This window comes from Acidimicrobiales bacterium, assembly GCA_035536915.1.
GTDB lineage: Bacteria > Actinomycetota > Acidimicrobiia > Acidimicrobiales > JAHWLA01 > JAHWLA01.
This window is the reverse complement of the sequence record DATLNE010000020.1, coordinates 15650-37026: the sequence shown is the minus strand read 5'-3', so window position 1 is coordinate 37026 and position 21377 is coordinate 15650. Positions and strand designations below refer to the sequence as shown.

22 protein-coding genes are annotated in these 21377 nt (G+C 69.8%); 10 read left to right on the top strand and 12 right to left on the bottom strand.

The window, feature by feature from the left end; all coding sequences use genetic code 11:
- The first annotated feature begins 1 nt into the window (after position 1).
- A complete protein-coding gene (locus VM938_05390) occupies positions 2-1369 on the top strand; it encodes an FAD-linked oxidase C-terminal domain-containing protein (GenBank protein HVF74462.1) in 1368 nt (455 codons plus the stop codon).
- Here the strand turns inward: VM938_05390 and VM938_05385 are convergent.
- Both VM938_05385 and VM938_05380 read right to left on the bottom strand, forming a co-directional pair.
- The gene (locus VM938_05385) at positions 1366-2388 is read right to left on the bottom strand and encodes a zinc-binding dehydrogenase (GenBank protein HVF74461.1); all 1023 of its coding nucleotides are present in this window, start codon (positions 2386-2388) and stop codon (positions 1366-1368) included. The genes VM938_05390 and VM938_05385 overlap by 4 nt on opposite strands.
- Before the next feature lie 30 nt (positions 2389-2418).
- Entirely contained in the window at positions 2419-3273 is an 855-nt protein-coding gene (locus tag VM938_05380; protein ID HVF74460.1) for an AraC family transcriptional regulator, read from the bottom strand.
- A 72-nt stretch (positions 3274-3345) separates the two neighbouring features.
- On the opposite strand from VM938_05380, the gene VM938_05375 reads away from it, so the two are divergent.
- On the top strand, positions 3346-4134 hold the full coding sequence (locus tag VM938_05375; GenBank protein ID HVF74459.1) for a phytanoyl-CoA dioxygenase family protein: 789 nt from the start codon (positions 3346-3348) through the stop codon (positions 4132-4134).
- Entirely contained in the window at positions 4125-5012 is an 888-nt protein-coding gene (locus tag VM938_05370) for an alpha/beta hydrolase (GenBank protein HVF74458.1), read from the top strand. The genes VM938_05375 and VM938_05370 overlap by 10 nt, the downstream gene beginning before the upstream one ends.
- Here the strand turns inward: VM938_05370 and VM938_05365 are convergent.
- Both VM938_05365 and VM938_05360 read right to left on the bottom strand, forming a co-directional pair.
- Positions 4997-5806, bottom strand: coding sequence for an enoyl-CoA hydratase-related protein (locus VM938_05365; GenBank protein ID HVF74457.1), 810 nt, complete (start codon positions 5804-5806; stop codon positions 4997-4999). The two genes, VM938_05370 and VM938_05365, sit on opposite strands and share 16 nt — an antisense overlap.
- Entirely contained in the window at positions 5803-6624 is an 822-nt protein-coding gene (locus tag VM938_05360; GenBank protein HVF74456.1) for a sugar phosphate isomerase/epimerase, read from the bottom strand. The genes VM938_05365 and VM938_05360 overlap by 4 nt, the downstream gene beginning before the upstream one ends.
- Before the next feature lie 60 nt (positions 6625-6684).
- On the opposite strand from VM938_05360, the gene VM938_05355 reads away from it, so the two are divergent.
- The gene (locus VM938_05355; protein HVF74455.1) at positions 6685-7299 is read left to right on the top strand and encodes a nuclear transport factor 2 family protein; all 615 of its coding nucleotides are present in this window, start codon (positions 6685-6687) and stop codon (positions 7297-7299) included.
- A complete protein-coding gene (locus tag VM938_05350; GenBank protein HVF74454.1) occupies positions 7296-8996 on the top strand; it encodes an AMP-binding protein in 1701 nt (566 codons plus the stop codon). Before VM938_05355 ends, VM938_05350 begins: the two co-directional genes overlap by 4 nt.
- Positions 8997-9063: 67 nt before the next feature.
- Here the strand turns inward: VM938_05350 and VM938_05345 are convergent, their stop codons facing one another.
- Positions 9064-10212, bottom strand: a complete 1149-nt coding sequence (locus tag VM938_05345) for an acyl-CoA dehydrogenase family protein (protein ID HVF74453.1) — start codon at positions 10210-10212, stop codon at positions 9064-9066.
- 166 nt (positions 10213-10378) lie between these two features.
- Here VM938_05345 and VM938_05340 point away from each other — a divergent pair, with 166 nt between their 5' ends.
- Positions 10379-11488 (top strand): GGDEF domain-containing protein, encoded by a 1110-nt coding sequence (locus VM938_05340; GenBank protein HVF74452.1) that lies wholly within the window; start codon positions 10379-10381, stop codon positions 11486-11488.
- Here VM938_05340 and VM938_05335 read toward each other — a convergent pair.
- The 4 genes from VM938_05335 to VM938_05320 all read right to left on the bottom strand — a co-directional run bounded on the left by VM938_05335 (position 11462) and on the right by VM938_05320 (position 14889).
- A complete protein-coding gene (locus VM938_05335) occupies positions 11462-11986 on the bottom strand; it encodes a signal peptidase I (GenBank protein ID HVF74451.1) in 525 nt (174 codons plus the stop codon). The genes VM938_05340 and VM938_05335 overlap by 27 nt on opposite strands.
- A complete protein-coding gene (locus tag VM938_05330) occupies positions 11983-12846 on the bottom strand; it encodes a hypothetical protein (GenBank protein ID HVF74450.1) in 864 nt (287 codons plus the stop codon). The genes VM938_05335 and VM938_05330 overlap by 4 nt, the downstream gene beginning before the upstream one ends.
- A 2-nt stretch (positions 12847-12848) precedes the next feature.
- Positions 12849-13358 (bottom strand): SipW-dependent-type signal peptide-containing protein, encoded by a 510-nt coding sequence (locus VM938_05325; GenBank protein ID HVF74449.1) that lies wholly within the window; start codon positions 13356-13358, stop codon positions 12849-12851.
- Between the two features lie 142 nt (positions 13359-13500).
- The gene (locus tag VM938_05320) at positions 13501-14889 is read right to left on the bottom strand and encodes an MFS transporter (protein ID HVF74448.1); all 1389 of its coding nucleotides are present in this window, start codon (positions 14887-14889) and stop codon (positions 13501-13503) included.
- A 19-nt stretch (positions 14890-14908) separates the two neighbouring features.
- Between VM938_05320 and VM938_05315 the strand changes: the two genes are divergently transcribed.
- Together VM938_05315 and VM938_05310 are read left to right on the top strand one after the other, a co-directional pair.
- Positions 14909-15652, top strand: coding sequence for an MOSC N-terminal beta barrel domain-containing protein (locus VM938_05315; GenBank protein ID HVF74447.1), 744 nt, complete (start codon positions 14909-14911; stop codon positions 15650-15652).
- 18 nt (positions 15653-15670) lie between these two features.
- Positions 15671-16438: an SDR family NAD(P)-dependent oxidoreductase gene (locus tag VM938_05310; GenBank protein ID HVF74446.1), complete on the top strand. Its 768-nt coding sequence runs from the start codon at positions 15671-15673 to the stop codon at positions 16436-16438.
- A 100-nt stretch (positions 16439-16538) separates the two neighbouring features.
- Here VM938_05310 and VM938_05305 read toward each other — a convergent pair whose 3' ends face one another.
- The 3 genes from VM938_05305 to VM938_05295 all read right to left on the bottom strand — a co-directional run bounded on the left by VM938_05305 (position 16539) and on the right by VM938_05295 (position 19766).
- Complete coding sequence (locus VM938_05305) at positions 16539-17087, bottom strand: hypothetical protein (protein HVF74445.1); 549 nt, start codon at positions 17085-17087, stop codon at positions 16539-16541.
- Between the two features lie 332 nt (positions 17088-17419).
- Positions 17420-18802 carry a M23 family metallopeptidase gene (locus VM938_05300; protein HVF74444.1) on the bottom strand — a complete coding sequence of 461 codons (1383 nt, stop codon included), beginning with the start codon at positions 18800-18802 and terminating at the stop codon, positions 17420-17422.
- 106 nt (positions 18803-18908) lie between these two features.
- Positions 18909-19766 carry an FTR1 family protein gene (locus tag VM938_05295; GenBank protein ID HVF74443.1) on the bottom strand — a complete coding sequence of 286 codons (858 nt, stop codon included), beginning with the start codon at positions 19764-19766 and terminating at the stop codon, positions 18909-18911.
- A 117-nt stretch (positions 19767-19883) separates the two neighbouring features.
- Between VM938_05295 and VM938_05290 the strand changes: the two genes are divergently transcribed.
- Positions 19884-20330: a SigE family RNA polymerase sigma factor gene (locus VM938_05290; protein HVF74442.1), complete on the top strand. Its 447-nt coding sequence runs from the start codon at positions 19884-19886 to the stop codon at positions 20328-20330.
- Positions 20327-21358 (top strand): hypothetical protein, encoded by a 1032-nt coding sequence (locus VM938_05285; protein HVF74441.1) that lies wholly within the window; start codon positions 20327-20329, stop codon positions 21356-21358. Before VM938_05290 ends, VM938_05285 begins: the two co-directional genes overlap by 4 nt.
- Positions 21359-21377: the final 19 nt, after the last annotated feature.

Genomic DNA, 21377 nt, shown 5'->3' with positions numbered 1-21377 from the left:
CATGTCGCACGTCGAAGAACTGCGGGCGACGCTCGATGCGTCGTCCGTGGTGACCGACCCCGACGTGTTCGAGGCCTTCCGGCATGACCAGTCGACGTGGGCCGAGCCGGGCATGCCGTCGGTGCTCGTGCGGCCGCGCACCACCGACGAGGTAGTCCGGATCGTGCGGGCGGCGAACCGCTACCGGGTGCCGATCGTGCCCAGGGGTGCGGGCTCCGGCCTGAGCGGAGGGGCCACCGCCATCGAGGGATGCATCGTGCTGTCACTCGATCGCATGGACGCGGTGCTCGACGTGGCGCCGGACGACCTGGTCGCGGTCGTGCAACCGGGCGTGCTCAACGGCACGTTGAAGGCGACCGTCGCGGAGGAGGGCCTCTGGTATCCGCCCGACCCCGCCAGCGCGGCTTTCTCCAGCCTCGGCGGAAACATCGCCACGAACGCAGGCGGCCTCTGCTGCTTGAAGTACGGCACCACCCGCCACTGGGTGCTCGGGCTCGAGGCTGTCCTCGGTGACGGGCGGGTCGTGCGCACCGGTGGCCGTACGGTGAAGTCCGTCGCCGGCTACGACCTCACCGGCCTACTCGTCGGTTCGGAGGGCACGCTCGGCGTCGTCACCGAGGCGACGCTGCGCCTGGCGCCCGCACCACCGCCTCGCGCCACGCTCGTGGCCGTGTTCCCGACCTTGGCCCAAGCAGGCGCCGCGGTGGTGGCTGTCGTCCGCCGGGTCGTCCCGTCGATGTTGGAGATCATGGACCGGACCACCGTACGGGCCGTCGACGACTGGAAGCGCATGGAGCTCGACCGCGACGCCGCGGCGTTGGTGCTCGCGCAGAGTGACGCCCCGACGCCGGACGCTCGACGCCGAGAGCTCGACGCGGTCGCAGAGCTGTGCCGCGACCACGGCGCGCTCTACGAAGTGGCCACCGACGACCCCGACGAGGGGGAACAGCTCCTCATGGCGCGCCGTCTCGCCTATCCCGCCCTCGAGCGACTGGGCGCCACGGTGCTCGACGATGTCAGCGTGCCGCGCTCGGCGGTTGCGTCGCTCGTGTCCGCGTGTGAGCAGGTCGCCGACGAGCACGGGGTGATCGTCGCCACTTTCGGTCACGCCGGCGACGGCAACCTCCACCCGACGATCGTGTACGACCGCAACGACGCCGGTTCCTGCCAGCGGGCTCGTACCGCCTTCGAGGCGGTGGTCAACGCGGCAGTGTCGCTGGGGGGGACGGTCACCGGCGAGCACGGCGTCGGCTCGCTGAAGCACTCGCTCCTGCCGCTGGAGATCGACCCCGTGAGGACGGCAGTGCACCAGGATCTCAAGCGGGCGCTCGACCCGAACGGCATTCTCAACCCAGGTCGGGCGGTCTAACTGCAGGCGAAGTCGAAGACGACCTTGCCGCAGTCGCCCGACTCCATGACCGCGAAGGCCTCGACGGCCTGCTCCAACGGGAAACGGTGCGTCACCAGCCGCTCGAACGGCAGCCGCAGCCGGGCGGCGCGCTCGACCAGTGCGGGGAAGTAGGCGATCGGCGTGGCGGAGATGCCGACGACGCGGGCGTGTCGCGCCAAGACGTCACGCATCCAGTTGACGGTGACGGGCTCGTCCCCCAATCCCGCCATCGCCACCCGCCCCCGCATGGCGACCACAGCCAAGGCGAGCTTCTGCGTCTCGGCTCGGCCCACGCACTCGGCCACGACGTCGTAGCCGCGGCCACTGGTGGCCGCTTGAAGCAGCTCGGCGGCGTCGCCCGTGCTGGGGTCGACCACGGCTGCGGCCCCCAGGTCGAGCGCCTGTCGGCGCCGTGCTGCCACCGGGTCGGACCCCACGACGGTGGCGCCCATCGATGTGGCGAGGATGACAAGACTGAGCCCGACGGGGCCCAGCCCGAGCACGGCGACTTGGTCCTCACCGGTGACGCCGCATTCGCGCATCACGGTGTACGCCGTGCCACCCGCACACGTGAGCACGGCGGCTGCGTCGCACGACAGCTCGTCGGGGAGGGCCACCACGTTCGTCCACGGGACGACCACATGGGTCGCATCGGCGCCGTCACGGCTGAGGCCCATCGCCACGGCCTGGGCGCACGCGTTGTTGACGCCCGATCGGCACATCGCGCACCCGCCGCACCCCACGACGCCTGCGACCAGCACCCGGGTGCCGAGCAGCGCAACGGGCGCGGCGTCCCCCGCATGCTCGACGACACCGACCGGTTCGTGGCCGGGGACGACGGGCGGCACGATGTCGGCAGGGGCGCGGTAGAGGTGGATGTCGGTGCCACACACGGCAGCACGGGTCAGCCGGACGACGACGTCGGCAGGACCGGGCTCCGGGTCGGGTACCTCGTAGACGTCGAGGTGTTTGTCGCCCAGAAGACGGAGAGCTCGCACCACTCGAAGTCTAACGTTGTCATTCGAACGTCAGACGCCGGGCGCAGCGGCCCGACGGGTTTCGTTTCGGAAGTCACGAGCCGACCGGCCGAAGCGCTCCCGGAACCGCCGACAGAAGTACGAGATCGTGCTGAAGCCGCATTCGGTGGCGATGGTGCCCACGGGGACTGCCGTGGTGACGAGCAGTCGGGCCGCGCGTTGGAGGCGCAACTCGTTGACGAAGTCGGTGGGCGTGGTGCCGAAGTGCGTTCGCATCGAGCGGTCGAGGTGGGCATGGCTCACGCCTGCGAGATCGACGAACCGAGGCACGCCGACGCGCATCTCGTCCGGTTGTTCCATTGCCGCGCAGGCTCGTACCAGCCAGTCGGGTGCGATCGGCCCGCGATCGTCCGGACGGTGTACGAGAGCCGGGAGCACGGTTCCCAACAGGCGGAGCACGTCAAGCGGGTCAGGTCGGGCGTGGTACTGGCCGACTGCTTCCAATGCGGCGGCCACCGCTGTCGCGACGTCGCCCGCGCCGAGCCGCACGTGCACGGGACTGCGCTCCCGGTCCCAGAGCGACGCCGGGAGGCCCCCGACGGCGAGCACGCTCGACCATGTGGCCGCTGGAATCGCGATGTTCACAAAGTGCAGGTTGCCGTTGGGAGGGGCAAGGATCGTGTGCACGTCGTGCGGGCGTACGACGACGACATCGCCCTGTTCCAATGCGTAGACATCGGTCCCGGCGCGATGCGTGCCGCTACCGGCCACGACCACCATCAGCTCGTAGAAATCGAGATGGGTGTGGGAGTCGACTCGGGACTCACGCGATCCACCCATCACCACCAAAGCGGCATGGTATGGCTTCCCCGCAGCCACGTCGGTGAAGCCCAGGCGGACCAACACAGGTCAAAACAGTACAACTATGTGCAGCACCCGTTGAAGCCGGCTCGTCAGCGACGTGTGACGATGAGTTCCATGTCGACCCCCACGACCACCCGAGACGACACGCTCGCCAAGTTCGACCGCGACGGCTATGCGATCTTCCGCAACGTGCTCGACGCTGACCTCATGGCTGAGGCCGCCGCACACATCGACTGGGTGCAAGCGCGCAACCCCGACGTTCGGCCCGAACACCTCGGCCAATGGCTGGTCAAGGAGGATCCGTTCTGGGTGCGGCTGGTGAGCGACGATCGGCTGCTCGACATCGCCGAGCTCTTCGTCGGCCCGGACCTGGCGCTGTTCGCGTCGCACTACATCTCCAAGCCGCCTTTCGACGGGCAAGCCGTGCTCTGGCATCAGGACGCCGCCTACTGGCCCTTGGAGCCGATGGAGGTCGTCAGCATCTGGCTCGCGGTGGACGAGGCGACGACAGAGAACGGGTGCCTTCGGGTGATTCCGGGTTCGCACACACTCCCGGCTCACGAGTTTCGGATCCGCCAGGACACCGACAACGTGTTCCAGTCTGAGACGACGGCAGAGTTCGACGAGAGCACCGCCGTCGACATCGAGCTGAAGCCCGGTGACTGCGAGGTCCACCACCCGAACATCCTCCACAGCTCGAAGCCGAACAACTCGCCCAAGCGGCGTTGCGGGCTGACGATCCGGTACATCCCCACGAGCACCAAGATCCTGACCGACGACGGCGGGCCGTTCGTGAGCGCCCTCCACTTCCGCGGCGACCCCGGGGTCAACGAGTACCAACCGAAGCCCGCCTATGTAGAAGGCGAGCACTTCCCGTTCAAGGGGGCGGACGCATGGCGATGATCGAGACCGGCCTGGCCAAGAGCGACGGGGCCGACATCTACTTCGAGCGGCGCGGCGACGGCCCGGCCCTGCTGCTCATCTCCGGCGGGGGAGGCGACGCGGGCGTCTACACGTTCCTCGCCGATGTCCTGGCCGCCGACTACACGGTCCTCACCTACGACCGGCGCGGCAACTCGCGAAGCCCGCTGCACGGTCCTCCTACGACGTTGCGGCCCGAGGAGCAGAGCGCGGATGCCGTAGCGGTCCTCGACGCCAACGGCTTCGACGCCGCCCTCGCGTTCGGCAGCAGCGCCGGTGCGGTCATCGGCTTCGACCTCGTGGCCCGACACCCGAGTCGAGTGGTCGGGCTGGTCGCCCATGAGGCACCTGTGTTGCGCATCCTTCCCGAGGCTGCCGAGTTGCTCGCCTTTCACGACGAACTCGATGCATTGCTCGAGAAGGACCAGGTCATGGAGGCCTACATCCGGTTCATGGAACATGCAGGACTGGGTTCGACGGCACGGACGGGAGGCGATGCCGACACAAGCGAAGCCGACGCAGGAGCGGTGCCGGTGCTGGGCCCCGAGATTGCCGAGCTGGTCGCGCGCATGCAGGCGAACATCGAGTTCTTCATGCGCTACGAGATGCGGGCCATCTCAAGCTTCGTACCCGACTACGAGGCGCTGCGGGCCGCTCGCGTACCCATGGCTATCGCAGGCGGACTCGACACCGGTGACGCGTACTACAACCGCACGGGCAAGGTTGTGGCCGACGAGCTGGGGATCGAGTTCGTGGAACTCGCCGGCGACCACTTGGGGTACGGGTCCGACCCGGTGGGCTTCGCTCGCGGCATCAAGCCCATCTTCGACCGACTGGCAGCCGCTCAGCCGTCGACGTAGTCGGCAGCTCGGCGCTCCTGGCGGGCGCGGATCGCCTCGTGGTGGTCCGCGGTCGCCAGGAGCATCACCTGCGTGTGGTTCTCGAGGTCGAGGGCGGCCTGTTGGCCGGGAACCTCCAGCGCCGACCACATCACTCGTTTGGTCATCCGCACGGCCATCGGCGCGTTGGCCATGAGGAGCTCGGCATGCGCGAGGGCACGGTCGAGCAGCCGGTCGTCGTCGACGACATCGGTCACGAGCCCGATGCGGGCAGCCTCCTCGGCCTCGAAGAGCCGCCCGGTGAGCATGAGCTCTTGGGCGCGAGCGGCGCCGATGAGGCGGGGAAGCAGCCACGAGGTACCGATGTCGCAGGCGGAGACACCGATTCGGATGAAGGCGGCGCTGAACGTCGCCGAGCGAGCGGCGAGGCGGATGTCGGAGCCGAGCACCAACGCGAACCCCCCGCCGGCGGCCGGGCCGTTCACCGCGGCGATCACCGGTTGGGGAACGCGGCGCAGATGGGGCACGAGCTCGGCGATGGCCTGCTGCACGGCGAGGCTCCGGGGCACTGCGCCTTGCTGTTCCGTGCCCGGCACGACCCCGAAGCCGTTCAGGTCGAGCCCCGAGCAGAAGCCGCGGCCCGCCCCGGTGAGGATCACGACACGGCACGAGGCGTCGGCGGCGACGCGGTCAAGGGCCCGGTGCAGTTCGACGACCAGGTCGACGGTCATGGCGTTCAGCGTGGTGGGCCGGTCGAGGGTGATGCGGGTCACGCCGTCGGCGACGACGTCGAGGGATACGCAGGGTTCGGTCATACCTCGACAGTGCCCTCGTCACGGAGATAACGGAGGCCGGCGGCCACAACGTCGAAGGCGTCGCCCTCGGCGTCGTCCAGTTCCACGATGTGGGCGACCGCATGGGTCGCCGCCCGAAGCGCGGAGCGCAGGTCGACCGTTCCCGTGCCGAGGGGGGTTTGCGGCAGTCCTGGTTCTGCCGGGCCGTCCTTGAGGTGGAGCAGCAGCGTCCGCGCGTCGAGCGACTCGATCACCGCCGTCGGGTCGGCGCCGCCCAAGGTGGCCCAGTACAGGTCGACCTCGGCGAAGACAGCGGGGTCGAGCATGGAGAAGAGGAGGTCGTAGGCGGTGCGACCCTCGATTGTCGTCTCCATCTCCCATGTGTGGTTGTGGTAGCCGATTCGCATGCCGCGCGCCGCCGTCACCTCGACGGCGGCGTTGATCCGGTCGGCAAGGCGCTTCACCCCGTCGGAGGTGGTGATGGCCTCGAGGTCGAAGCCGGGGACGAAGAAGGGAGCCGTGAGCACGAGCAGCTGGTTGCCGAGCACCTCTTGTTCGTCGAGCACCGCGTCGGCGTACGCGCCTTCGGGCAGGAAGGTGTGGGCGCTGGTCACCACGAGCCCGTGGTCGTCGAGCACCCGCCGAAGGTGGTGAGGGTCCACAACAGGTGCAGCGTCGATCATCGGCCCGATCGGCGGCGGCAGTGGCACCGACTTGCCGGCATGGCACAGCGGTTCCACCCCTTCGAAGCCGAGGGCCGCGACCTTGGCGATGGTTCCTTCGAGGTCGGCAGCGAGGTGGTTCCGGACGCTCCACAGGGCCAGGCACTTAGTGGTCACGGACAAAGCCTAGGCCGGACGACGGCCTGAATGGCAACGTTGTCAATTACAGTAGGGCCAATGGACCTTGCTCTCCAAGCTGTAGCGGTGCGCGACATCGTCGAGCGCTGGGTGGTGTGGCGCGACGCCGGCGAGTGGGAGCGGTTGCGGTCGCTGTGGCACCCCGGTGGTCGCATGACGACGACCTGGTTCGACGGCACGGGCGACGAGTTCGTCGACCGCAGTTGCGCCGCCTTCGACCGGGGTCTGCGTGTGTGGCACGAGCTCGGTGGTAGCGCCGTCGACATCGAAGGCGAGCGGGCTGTGGCCCAGACCAAGGTGACGATCAGCCAGCGGGCGGTCGTCGAGGGGGTCGAGTGCGACATCTCGTGCACCGCACGGTTCCACGACCTGTTGGAGAGGAAGGACGGGCGGTGGGCGATCGTCGTCCGTCGCGGCATCTACGAACGTGACCGTCTCGATCCCCTGCGCGGCTCGGCCCCGCAGCTCGACGAGGAGCTTCTGGGTCGTTTCCCCGAGGGGTATCGACACCTCGCCTATGTACAGGTGCGGGCCGGTCTCGACCCGAGCACGAACTGCGCAGGGCTTACAGGTCCCGAGGTCGAGGCCCTCTATGCCGAGGGGCGAGCGTGGCTGGGCGGCGCCCTGCCTGACTACGACGAGGAGGCACGATGAGCGAACTGGACGCCTACCTGCAGGCTCGCGACGGATTGTTGGCGAAGCGCGCCGATTACGTCGCCGCGGCTGACGGTTTCCGATGGCCACGGCTCGAACGCTTCAACTGGGCGCTCGACTTTTTCGACGTCGTCCCGCCGCGGGACCGAGTGGCGTTGATCGTGGCGTCCGAGGCAGGCGCGACCCAGCGACGGACGTACGGCGAGCTCTCCGCACGTTCTGACCAGGTGGCTGCTTTCCTGCGCTCGCTCGGTGTGGGGCGGGGCGACGCCGTACTCGTCTCACTGGGCAACACCGTTGCGCTGTGGGAAACGATGCTCGCCGCCATGAAGTTGGGCGCGGTCGTCATCCCGGCATCGACGCTGCTGGCCGCCTCCGACCTTGCCGACCGGGTGACGCGAGGCGGCGTGCGCGCTGCCGTCGTTGCCGCCGAGCTGGCCGAGCGCTTTGCGCCGGAATGGGCGCCTCCCGTCCGCGTGGCCGTGGGCGAGCCGGTCGACGGGTGGGTGTCGTTCGCTGCGAGTGCCGAGCACGCTGAAGGCTTCGAACCCGACGGGCCCACCAGCGGCGACGACCCGCTGCTCCTGTACTTCACGTCGGGCACCACGGCCACGCCGAAGCTCGTGTTGCACACCCATACGAGCTACCCGGTCGGCCACTTGACGACGTTGTACGCCCTCGGCCTCCAGCCCGGCGACGTCCACCTCAACATCAGCTCGCCAGGCTGGGCCAAGCACGCATGGAGCTCGTTCTTCGTGCCGTGGACCGCGGAGGCGACGCTCCTCGCCTTCGACTACGCGCGCTTCGAACCAGCCCCGTTGCTCGATGTGCTCGTCGACCAGCAGGTCACGACGTTCTGCGCGCCGCCGACGGTGTGGCGCATGCTGGTTCAGCAGGACCTGGCATCGCACCCTGTGCGCATTCGAGAGGCGCTGAGCGCCGGCGAGCCGCTCAACCCCGAGGTCATCGAGCAGGTGGAGCGCGCCTGGGGTGTGACGATCCGGGACTTCTTCGGGCAGACGGAGACCACCGCGCTTGTCGGCAACACGCCCGGACAGCCCGTGAAGGCGGGGTCGATGGGCCGGCCGCTGCCCGGCTACGACGTCGTGATCCTCGACGCCGACGGCAACCCGGCCGACGAGGGCGAGGTGTGCGTGGCGTTGGCGGAAGCGCCCGTCGGCATCATGGCCGGGTACCGCGACGATCCGGCGAAGACGGCGGAGGTGACGCGGGACGGCTACTTCCACACCGGTGACGCGGCGACTCGCGACGCCGAGGGCTACATCACCTACGTCGGGCGGATGGACGATGTGTTCAAGGCGTCCGACTACCGGCTCAGCCCCTTCGAATTGGAGAGCGTGCTGGTAGAGCACCCGGCCGTCGCAGAGGCCGCGGTCGTCCCGAGCCCTGACCGCCGGCGCAACGCCGTCCCCAAGGCATTCGTGGTGCTCGCCGATGGTCGACGACCAGAGATGAAGGTTGCCGAGAGCATCCTCGCTCACTGCCGTGCTCGCCTGGCGCCCTACAAGCGCATTCGTCGCATCGAGTTCGCGGAGTTGCCCAAGACGATCTCCGGCAAGATCCGACGCGTCGAGCTGCGTGCCCGTGAGATGGCGCGCGGTGAGGACCCTGCCCGTGCAGAAAACGAGTTCTGGGAACAGGACTTCACGCCATCTGGGGCGCCTTCGGGCAGTTGACCGCTGGGGGCCGGCGGGCAGGGCGGGCCCCCAGTCCCAACGCCGGTGAGCGAGGCGACTACACCGCTCAGAAGCCGAGCGAGCGGCCGATGATCTCCTTCATGACCTCGGTGGTACCGCCGTAGATCGTCGTCACACGAGCGTCTGCGTAGGCGCGGGCGATGGGGTACTCGAGCATGTAGCCGTAGCCGCCGTGCAGTTGCACGCAGCGGTCGACGACCCGCTTCTGGAGCTCGGTCGACCACCACTTCGCCATGGCCGCTTCCTCCGCCGTGAGCTCGCCGTCATTGAGGGCGACCACGCAGCGGTCGACGAACTCCTGGCCGATCCGCGTCTCCGTCTCGCACTCGGCCAGCACGAACTTCGAGTTCTGGAACGACCCGATCGGCTGGCCGAACGCCTTGCGCTCCCGGCAGTACTCGATCGTCCAGGCGAGTGCGGCGCGCGCCGCGGCCACGCCAGCCGCAGCGATCGACAGCCGCTCCTGCGGGAGGTTGTGCACCAGGTTGAAGAACCCCGTGCCTTCGTCGCCCAATCGGTTGGCGGCCGGGACCCGCACGTCGGTGAAGAACAACTCGGCCGTGTCCTGCGAGTGGAGGCCGATCTTCTCCAGGTTGCGCCCTCGTTCGAAGCCCGGCATCCCCCGCTCGACGACGAACAGCGACATGCCCCGGTGCTTCTGCGACGGGTCGGTCTTGGCCGCCACGATGACCAGGTCGGCGTTGATGCCGTTGGTGATGAAGGTCTTCGAGCCGTTGAGCACGTAGTCGTCGCCGTCGCGCACCGCGCTGGTGCGCATCGACGCCAAGTCGGAGCCGATGCCCGGCTCGGTCATGGCGATGGCGGTGACGAGCTCGCCCGAGCAGATGCCGGGCAGCCAGCGCTGCTTCTGCTCCTCGTTGCACAACGAAAGGAAATACGGCAGGCAGATGTCGTTGTGCAGGGTCAGGCCCAGCCCGGCGCCGCCGAGGCCGAGTCGCTGCGCCTCTTCGATCAGCACCAGGTTGTAGCGGAAGTCGTCGACGCCGCCCCCGCCGTACTCCTCGGGCACCGACATGCCCAGGAACCCGAGCGCCCCGGCCTTCCGGAACAGCTCGCGGTCGACAAGGCCCGCCCGCTCCCAGTCGAGGAAGTGGGGGACTGCCTCCTTCTCCAGAAATGCGGCGACGCTGGCCCGGAACTGCTCGTGCTCGTCTTCGAAGAGGGTGCGTTTCACTGGTTCGGCTCCACGCCCGTCCACCCTACGCGTCGTCCTCACCCTGCCCCCGCAGGGCGACGACGATCGGCCTTTTGCCCCCGACGCGCAAAAAGCTCATTCCGTGTCGCCCGCGTGCCGATAGACGAGAGGGGGAGAGTTGCGCACCGCGCGGGAAGGTGGCGTTTTGAGCACGATCCTCAGGCGATGGCGAAGAGTCGCCTTCGACTTCCTCCCCAAGGGCCACTCGTTGCCCGAGGAGGTCTGGCGAGTCCGCCACCGCACGCTCTCGTTCCTCTTGCGGGCCCACGTCGTCGGCCTCTTCATCCTCGGGCTCTCCCTCGGTGAAGGCCCGCTGCACAGCGCCCTCGAAGCTGCCATCGTCGGCGCCTTCGCTGTGGTGTCCTGGGCGTGCACCGCCCGCCGTGCCTTCGCGTCCGCCGTCACCGCTCTCGGCCTCGTGGTCGCCTCGGCCGTGCTCGTGCACCTGTCGAACGGCACCATCGAGATGCACTTCCACTTCTTTGTGATGGTCGGCATCTTGACCCTGTACCAAGACTGGCAGCCGTTCCTCCTGGCCATCGGCTTCGTCGTGCTCCACCACGGCGTGCTCGGGACGTTGACCCCGAGCGCCGTCTACAACCACCCCGCGGCGGTGGCCCAGCCGCTCCGGTGGGCCTTGATCCACGGCGTCTTCGTCCTCGCCGCCAGCGTCGCCAGCGTGGTCGCCTGGAAGCTCAACGAGGAACAGGCCATGCAGGACTCGCTGACCCGCCTCCCCAACCGCCGCTTGTTCCACGACCGGGTGGCGCACGGCATCGCCCGCACCTCGCGGCGCCCGATGTCGCTGGCCGTCGTCTACATCGACCTCGACGGCTTCAAGGACGTCAACGACAGCCTCGGCCACGCCGGTGGTGACCAACTCCTCGTCCTCGTGGCCGAGCGCATCCGCGCCTTGGTGCGGCCGTCGGACACGGCAGCGCGCATCGGCGGCGACGAGTTCGCGGTCCTCGTCGAGGAGATCGTCGGCGAAGCCGAAGCCCGGTACGTAGCCGAGCGCTTGCTCAGCGCCATGGCCGCCCCCTTCACCATCAGGGGCACGCAAGTCGTCGTCGGCGCCAGCGCAGGCATCGCCCTCGGGGAGCCCGGCACGACGATGGAAGACCTGCTCCTCAGGGCCGACGGCGCCATGTACGAGGCCAAGGCCGCAGGCCGTGGGTGCTGCCGGGTCGCAGGCCACGCCGAGCCCCCGCAGTCGCCGGCCCCCGCATCACCCGTCCGCGCCACGCACCCGTAGGCGCCGCCGCGACGGGCGCACTTCGCCGACCACCAAGTAGGCCGCGGGGATCAACATCAACACGCCGAGCAGCTGGGTGTTGCCCACGAGCAACCCCACGACGCCCGCTGCGCCGGGAAACGCATAACGCACCTTGCCGACCAGCGCCTTCGACCCCACTACCCAGGCGTCGGCCACGTCGTTGGCGTCGCCCTTGGTGCGAAAGCGCGGGCCGTCCGTGGTGGCTGTCACCTCGACGACGCGGTGGGTCACCTGCCACCCGCCGGGGCGCTGGAAGGTGATGACGTCGCCCACGTGCACGGCCTCGGGCCGCACCGGGTCGACGAAGGCCACGCCGCCCGACTGCAGCGTCGGTTCCATGCTCCCGCTGAGGACCAGCACCCCGTGCCACCCGAGCGCTTTGGGCACAACGAGCAGGCACGCCGCCGCCACCGCAAGGGCGGTGACGGCGACCTGCGCCAGGTAGGTGCCCACCCGGCGCAGGTCGCGGCCGCTCACAGCGTCGGCACGGCCACCGGCACGGTGACCGGCGGAACTGTCGACGCCGGATCGGTGGGCACCGTGGGCGGTACCCCATCGGGCACTGTCGGCTCCGGCACGGTCGGCTCCGGCACTGTTGCGTCGGGCACTGTCACCTCCGGTGGTGTGACCTCCGGGGGTGTGACCTCCGGCGGCGACGGCGTACCGACGATCGCCATCGTCGCCGTCGCTGTCGGCCCCACATTGCCGACCATGTCGACCGCCCATGCCCGCACCTCGTACGAGGCAGGGGCGAGGCCGGCAGTGGACGCCGCCCACGTCACCGACGTCGACGTGCCGCACCCGGTGCACGACGCCACCCGTTGCGTCCTCGACCCGTCAGGGGCGACGAACTGCACGGTCACCGTCGACACCGCAGAGACGGCATCGACGGCGGTACCCGTCACGTCGGCCAGGACCGACACAGGCGGGTCGGGCACGGTGATCGTGGTGGTGGGCCCGCTGTTGTCGACGCTCACTGGAGACGCCGACGAGCTCACCCGCTTGTTGGTAGGTGCGATGACCCGCACCGTGTAGTCGGTGCCGTCGTCGAAATCGCCCGTCGACCACGACAGCGAGCCGTAGTAACCCGGCGTGCCGTCGTCGATCGGCACGCGACCGACGCGGGTGAAGGCGTCGGTGCCCCGCCGCACTTCGACGTCGACGGGGGTGGTGCGATGGAAGCCGGCGTACGACCACCGCACCTCCACCACCCGGGCAGCCACCGAGTCGGCCGACGGCGACAGCAGGGTGAGGTTGGGGCTCGGGCCGGCCGCAGACCCGACGGCGGGAACGGCGGCAAGGCCGACCGCCAGCGCGAGGACGAGAGAACGTCGCACGGCTAGTTGTGAGGGCTCGGCGACTGGGTGGCCACGACCTTGACGAGGATGCCGGTGGCCGCCGACTGGCACCGGTTGTCGTCGGCGATGCGCACGGTGAGCGTCCCGTCGTGCGAGTCACCGGGGTCGTGGTCGGCGTCGGCGTCGCCTTGTTCGGCATCGCCGACCGGCACGCTGACCTCCTCGGTGAAGCAGCCGTCGGGCAGTCCGTCGAGTGCTTCGTCGCCGTCCTCGGTGATCGTCGTGGTCCACGTGGCCGACAGGCTGCTCGACCCCGCGCTCGCGTCGAAGGGCACCACGCAGTCGATCCCGGGTGCCATGTTCGAGCACTCGTCGCTGTCGAAGGCGAAGGTGGCGCTGTCGGTGCCGTTGATGCTGACGTTGACATTGCCGGCGCCCACTGGGCCGGCCCCCTCGGCGTCGTCGGTGAACGGTGCGTACGTCGCACCTCCGACGAGCAGAGCGGCCGCCGAGCCGAGGACGAGCGCCATGGTGGCGATGCGGCGGAGCATGCGAATCCCCCTTGTTCGTGACGGCCCGGCGGCTGCCGAGCACGTTCGTGGCGAGAACGGAGGGGACGGGAGCGGGCATACGCAGGTTGCCCGCGTTGGTGCATCACGAAGTTCGTGTAACCCGGATCGCGGGTGACATGCGTTACCGGCTGTCGTTCGCCTCGCCGGTGTCGTGCGGGCCGCGAAGTTGCCGGGAGGCGAGCACGCCCACCACGACGGCGACCACCGCCAGCCCGTCCGCCACGCCGATGCCGAGGCGGCGGCTCCAGCCCTCGGCCACGGCGATCGACAGGGCGGCGCCGCCCAAGCCGGTGCCCAAGCCTGCCCCGAGCGTGTCGGTCAACTGCAACGCCGCCGACGAACGGCCGACGCGGCCGGGTGGCGCTTCTTCGAGCACGATCAAGCTCGTCGTCGGCGAGGCCAGTCCCATGCCGAGGCCCGCCACGGCCCAGGCCAACGGGGCGACGAGGGCAGGAACGGCGGGCACCAGGATCGTGGCCATGGCCGCCACGCCGATGCCGACGAGCACGAAGCCTGCGCCGACCGTGCGCCTGCGCCCCCACGCCGTGCCTTTGCGCGACTGCACCCACGCGCCCGTGGCCCACGTCAGGGCGGCGAGGGTGAGCGACACGCCGGCCTCCGTGGTCGTCCAGCCCCGCAGTGACGTCAGGGCCAACGGCACGAAGGCTTCGGCGCCGAAGAAGGCGAACGACAACAACCCGCGCGAGGCGACGGCGGCAGGCAGCGGGCCCGCACCGCGCAGGGTGCCGGGCGGCACCAACCGCAGGAATGCCGGCAACGCCAGCACCAAGCCGATGACCACGGCGACGAGCCCGGCCAAGCGGTTGTCGGCTGCCAACCCGCCGAGCACCAGGCCCGCACCACCGGCCAGGCGCACGGCATCGAGGACGGGGAGCGCGTCGTGGCCCTCGTCGTTGGGGACCGGCTGGTGGCGGCGCAGCGACGGCAGCGTCAACGCACCGGCGACGGGGAGGACGGGTACGAGCCCGAAGAACACGGCCCGCCAGCCGAACTGCTCGGCCACCGCCCCGCCCACCGCAGGCCCGACGATGCCGGGCACGACCCAGGCCGACGACAACACCGCAAACAAACGTCCGCGCGCAGCGGGCGGATAGGCCATGGCCATGGCGACGTACGCCATGGCGAAGACGACGCCGCCACCGGCGCCTTGCACGGCTCGGGCCACGACGAGCAGCGGCATCGACGGCGCCAGGCCCGCGCCGAGCAGTCCGCTGCCGAAGAGGACGAGGCCCACCGCGAACGGCGCAGCCGGGCCTCGCCGGTCGCCGAGCGGCCCGGCGATGGCCACGCCCATGAGCATGGCCAACATGAAGGCGCTGAACGCCCAGCCGTACAGGCGGATCCCGTGCAACTCGTTGGCCACCTCCGGCATGACGGTGGCCGTCGCCAAGGCCTCGAAGGCGATCCCCGTCACCACCAGCAGCAGGCCGATGGTCAGCGGCCGGCGTCCCGGCGACAGCAGCCGCTCGTCGTCGGCCTGCTCGCTCATGGCCGGTAGCGTCGCACCTGTGCGGATCCTCAGCGTGCACCGGTACCCCGTGAAGTCGATGCAAGGGGAACGACCCGGGTGGGTGGAGGTGGCTACCGGTGGCGTCGTCGGTGATCGTTGTTTCGGTGTGCTCGACACCAGCACCGGTCGGGTGCTTTCCGCCAAGGAGGAGCCCCGCTTGCTCCATGCGTTCGCCCGCACCGTCGACGGCGCCGTGGCGGTGGCGTTGCCGAACGGCGAGCGCGGCGACGACGCTTCGTTGTCGGCGTGGCTGGGCCGGCCCGTTGTGTTGCAGGAGGCGGACCGCAGCGCGCGTGGCACCTTCCAAGCACGCTGCGACCACCTCGACGACGGGTCCGAGCCGGTGGAGTGGAGCGGCCCGGAAGGCTCGTTCCACGACGACGCCCCCGTGCACCTGTTGACGATAGCGTCGCTGCGGGCCATGGCCGCCGTGGCTCCCGCGCAGCAGTGGGAGCTGCGGCGTTTCCGGCCCAACCTGGTGGTGGAGGTCGACGACGACGGGTTTGTGGAGGACGGCTGGATCGATGGCCGCCTGCGCGTCGGCGAGGTCGTGCTCGAGCCGTTCAAGGCCACCAGCCGCTGTTCGATGATCGGTCGCTCGCAGCCCGCAGGCGTGGCGGCCGACCGCGATGTCATCCGGGCCGTGCGCGACCACCACGGGTTCAACCTCGGGGTGCACGCTCGGGTGGTGGTGGGGGGCCGCATCGAGGTCGGCGCCCGAGTCGAGCGCGACGAGGGGTGACCCCTAGCATCTGCCGTCATGCAGATCACAGGAGCAGCCGCATTGGTAACCGGGGGCGCGTCGGGACTGGGTGAGGCGACCGTGCGCCACCTGGCCGGTGCGGGCGTCGACGTCACCATCCTCGACCGCAACGCCGAGCAGGGCGAGGCGCTCGCCAAGGAGCTCGGGGGCGCCACCAAGTTTGTGGCCGCCGACGTCACCAAGCCCGCCGAGGTGGCCGAGGCCGTGGCCATGGCAGGCGAGAGCAGCCCGCTGCGCATCGCCGTGAACTGCGCAGGCGTGGGCATGGCCATGCGCACCATCGGCCGCGATGGCAGCCCCCACGACCTCGACACCTTCCGCTTCGTCGTCGAGATCAACCTGGTCGGCACGGTGAACGTCATGACGCAGGCGGCGTCGGCCATTTCCAAGACCGAGCCGCTGGCCGACAACGAACGCGGCGTGATCGTCAACACCGCGTCGATCGCCGCCTTCGACGGCCAGATCGGCCAGCTCGCCTACTCGGCGTCGAAGGGCGGGGTCGTGGCCCTCACGCTGCCCGCCGCTCGTGACCTGTCGGCCGTGGGCATCCGCGTCGTCACCATCGCGCCGGGGACCTTCGACACCCCGATGCTGGCGACGCTGCCCCAGGAGGCGCGTGAGGCGCTGGGCGCGGGCATCCCCTTCCCCAAGCGGTTGGGCAACCCGGCCGAGTTCGGCGAGCTGGTGCACAGCATCGCCACAATCTCCGCCCTCAACGGCGAGGTCATCCGCCTCGACGGCGCCCTCCGCATGCCCCCGAAGTAACGGGGCGTGAGGCAAACCGGACGTCGTCCCGTGTGTTGATGCTGCAACGAGGACGACGTTCGGCAGTCACCGGCGCTGATGGGGCTGACGGACGCAGGCGCTAACCAACCGATGTTCGGAGCGCGGCGAAAAGACTTGCGATGTCGTCGTCGGTTACGGCATCGGAGCGCATCGCCAGCGACGCACCCCAGGCGCCGACCTGTTCGTCGGCCACGGCTGCGTCCTTCTGCAACCTGAACAGGACCGTCGCCGGTGATGCGGTCGGTGATGCGAACTCCAGTTCCATCGTCACGGCGCTGATGTGATGGCTGAACGCCAGGTCAACGCCCAGGGTGTCGAACCGGGTGGCGACGAGCACTCCCAGTCGCTCAGGCCAGGTGACGACGGACGGGAGCTCGGCAAATCCAAGTGTTTCGATATCGCGAATGAGTCGCGGCAGTGATTCATCGCGCTCTCGTGGCGAGGTTTCTTCGCGTGCAGCACTGTCCGGGATCGCACGGATCGAGTACCGCGCCGCTTCTCCCTGGCCATTGACGACGACCGGTGGTGCTTCTTCGAAGCGCCACCGGCCTCCGAGTGTCGCAGCGAAGTCTGGCAGTGGGCGTGGGTCCAGCCGTGCGATTTCACAGGTGATCGCCAAGCCGTCCACGCTGCCCAGCGCTTTCTGTTTGATGCCGCGCTCCCAGCCTCCTTCCTCGCCCCCCGGCGCCGAGTACCTCATCACAAGCCGTCCGGTCGGGCTCAGCGGGACCCGAGGAACGAGTTCGAACTCGAGAACGGCCGCCCCGCGCTCGGTCCGGTCATGGGCTCCCGCTACCCACCCCCATCGCCGTGGGATCGACCGCGGTAGTGGGACGGTGCGACCGATGACCTGTTGGAAGCTCCCGATCGCTCGCAATCATCCACCCTTGCCGGTTTCGCGGTACCTCTGCCCGCCCGGAGTACCCGCTGCCCGGAATCCGGGCAGCGGGTACTCCGGCCTTACGGGGCGACGGTGGCCAGGCCGATGGTGGGCTGGAAGGCGGGCAGGCCGAGGGCGTTGACGGCGCCGTAGTGCTGGGCGTCGCCGAAGGCCCACGTGCTGCCGTCGTTGGCCTGCACCCAGTAGCCGTTGCCGGTAGCGCTGGTCACGATCTTGGTCCCTTGCGGCCAGCGGCACAGGCCCACGCCCGGCAGCGACCCGTAGAACGGGGCGTCGCCGAAGCTGAACACGCCGCCGTCGGCGCCCAGCAGCCAATAGCCGTTGCCGCCCTTGGCCACCGCCATGCCGAGCACGGTGGTGTTGATGCCGAGGCCGGGGACCGAGCCCATGAAGGTGGCGTCGCCGAAGGTGAAGATGCCGCCGTCGGATGCGATGAGCCAGTAGCCGTTGCCCGATGACGTGGGGGCCATGCCGTTGACCGGCTTGTTGAGGCGGATGCCGCCGGTCGAGCCGAAGAAGGTGGCGTCGCCGAAGGTGAAGATGCCGCCGTCGGAGGCCACCAGCCAGTAGCCCTGGCCGCTGCGGGTCGGGGCCATCCCGACGATGGGCTGGTTCAACCGCATGCCCCCGGTCGACCCGAAGAACTGGGCGTCGCCGAAGCTGAAGATGCCGCCGTCACGGGCGACCAGCCAATAGCCGCGGCCGGTCGGGGTGGCCGCCATGCCGACGATGGGCTGGTTCAGCCGCATGCCGCCGGTGGAGCCGTAGAAGGCAGCGTTTCCGAAGCTGAAGATGCCGCCGTCGGCGCCCAACACCCAGTAGCCCGCCGCCGAGGCATTGCTCGGCGCGCCCGCCGGGTTGCTGCCGTAGCCGCAACGGGTGCCCGCCGGCAGGCCTTGCGCCAAGCGCAGGCTCGTCCACGGGTTGATGGCCGTGCCGTCGGGGCGCACGATCTCGAAGTGGAGGTGCGGTGCGGTGCCCTCGGCGTTGCCGCTGTCACCGAGGAAGGCGACGTGCTGGCCCGCCCGCACGTTCGAGCCGGTGCCGATGCCGGGAGCGAAGATGGCGTTGGACGGGTTGGCCCCGTCGTCGGTGCCGGGCGTGTCGTTGTTGATGTGGATGTAGCGGTACTGCCAGCCCTCGGCATCGCGGATCGTCAGCATGTTGCCCGACAGGCCGCTCGAGTCGACGCGGGTGAAGGTCACGCGGCCGTCGACCGTCGAGAGCAGCTTCTGCATTTTGGCGCCCATGAGGTCGTTGCCCGCATGGGAGCGCCCGCCGCTGCGGGGGTCGCCGAAGTCGTCGGAGAACTGCACCGCCCCCTCGACGGGGAAGTGGATGCGCCGGTACTCAGGCTCGTTGGCCGAGGCCTTGGGGCCGAGCACCAAGCCACTGGCCAGGCTCAGCACGGCAACTGCACCGGCGAAGATCTTGTTGCGCATGTCGGGGGACTACCTCTCTCGCAGCGGCAGGGCGGCGCGAGGAGGTCATGGCGCCGCCGCTGCCCGTTCTCCCGAGGTATTGAATCGACCGGAACGGCCGATTCCTTTAGACGGCGGCGGCCGTCTCCCGTGCGGTCTCGGCCACGACCGGCGCCGGCGTGCGCGGTTCGCGGAGGAACAAGTAGGTCACGGGGACGATGTAGCCGACCCAGGCGACGACCTGTTCGAGTGACGGCCGGGGGTCCCAGCCGAACAGGGCCGCGAGCATCTTGCCGCCCTCCGTCCGTTGCGTGAGCCACGACACGCTTGTGACGTCGTAGACGCTGTCGGCCACCGTCCCGAGGTCGCCCGCCGACTGCAGGAACAACACCGTGCGGGCCATGAGGCCGGCGGCGAACACGACGATGATCATGCCGGTCACCCGGAAGAACAGGCGCATGGGCAGCTTGCGCCCGCCCACGTAGACCATGAGGCCGAGGGCGATGGCGATGGCCAGGCCGAGCACGCCGCCGAGCAGGACTTGCCCACCGCCGGCCGAGGTGCTGGCCGCCAGGAGGAACAGCGCCGCTTCTATGCCCTCGCGGATGACGGCCATGAAGGTGACGAGCATGACGGCGCGGTGCGGGTTGTCGCTGCCCAGCGCGTTGTCGACCTTCTGCTCCAGCTCGCCCTTGATGGCCCGGGCCTGCCGGCGCATCCAGAACACCATCCAGGTGAGGACGAGCACCGCAGCGAACGACACCGCGGCGAACGCCCGCATGCGGGCGGCGCCGACCAGGTTGCCGAGGGTGAGGCGCACGACCACGCCGACGGCCAGCGAGCAGGCGGTGGCGGCGGCCACGCCCAGCCACGCCGAGCGGCCGAGGTCGAGGCGGCCGATGCGCCGCAGATAGGCGAAGACGATGGCGACGACGAGGGCTGCTTCGAAGCCCTCGCGAATCATGATGAGCAGCGCCGGAACCATGTTAGGCAAGCCTAACGAGCGTCGGGAGGACCGGCAAAGTCGGGCGCAGCCGGCAGAAGGGAACGAAACTGCCGAGGCGCGCGTCAGTTCGGCATGGATCTCGTAGAAGGAGCGCTCGTGGTCGAGCACGACCTGGCGGGCTTGTACGAGGAGCTGTGGCCGTCGATGGTCCGCCTCGCCAAGCTGCTCGTCGGCTCCGACGCCGCGGCCGAAGACGTGGTGCAGGACGCCTTCCTCGCCGTGTCGCCCAAGCTCGGCGGGCTCGACAACCCCCGTGGCTACCTGCGCACCGCAGTGGTGAACATGGCCAAGGGCCGGCACCGGCGGGCGGCGGTGGCCGAGCGCCACCAACCCGAACCGCCTCGGGTGAGCGGCGACCCCGAGATCGACGAGACGTGGGCCGTGCTGGCCCGCCTGCCGTACCGGCAGCGCGCCGTGCTCGTCCTGCGTTTCTACGAAGACATGTCGGAAGCCGACATCGCGAACGTCCTCGCGTGCCGGCCAGGAACGGTGAAGTCGGCGACGCACCGCGCGCTCGCTCGCATGAGGGAGGAACTGTCGTGAAGCTCTCCGAGCACGAGGTCGAAGCCCGGCTGCGTCGCACCTTCGAGGTCATGGCCGACACGCCGCTCGACGACGCCACCGTCATGCAGTTGCCTGCCCGGCGGGCACCGCGTGCCGCATTGGCCGTGGCGCTGGCGGCAGCCGCTCTCGTGGCCGGCGTGGTCGCCGTGCAGGTCCGGCCGTCGAAGCCCGTCTCGACAGTGGCCGACTCGCCTGCGGGGCAGGAGGACCTGGCGTCCTTCCTGCTCACCGACGAGGAGTCGGCCTTGCTGTTCCGCGCCGAGCAGCGCTTGGTGCACGACTGCATGAAGGCCGCGGGCCACCGCTACGACGAGACCGACGTGTCGGCGGGCGGCCTCGACCCCGAGTGGAGCCGTCTCGGCCGCACCGACGCGCGCCGCGCCGACGAGCTCGGTTACGCGACGCCTGCGGGGCCAGGCGGGGCCAACGCAGCACAGAAGGAGTTGCAGACGGCCTCGCAGCGCGACAGGTGGTCACAGGCCTACGACGGCCAGCCTCACTCGGGCGGCCCTGCGGGCGACGGGGTCCCGCTGACAAACCCGGTCACGGGCGAGCAGACCGGCGCCCAGACCTCGGGCGGGTGCTTCGGCCAATCGCAGCGGACGCTCTACGGCGACCAGGCTCGCCACACGTCGCTCGCCAGTTGGATCGGCAACGAGGTGCGCAGCGCCGTCGAGCGCGATGCCGTCGCCGACCCTCGTTTCGACGCCGGCATCAAGGCGTGGTCGTCGTGCATGACGGCGAAGGGCTACGCCTACACCGACCCCTTCGGCCCGGTGCAGGAGTTCGCCAGTGACGCCACCACGGCGAAGAGCGAGCGAGAGCGAGCGGTGGCCCGAGACGACGTCGCCTGCAAGGACGCCGTCGGCCTCGTGCGCATCTACCAGGACCTCAAGGCCGAGCACGGTCGGGCGGTGGTGGCCGAGTACGAGCAGTTGCTGGCGGAGTACCGGGCCATCGTCGACCGTGCCCTCGCCAAGGCCCGGACGGTGGTCGCCACCCCGTAGGCCGGCGGGGCGGGCTATG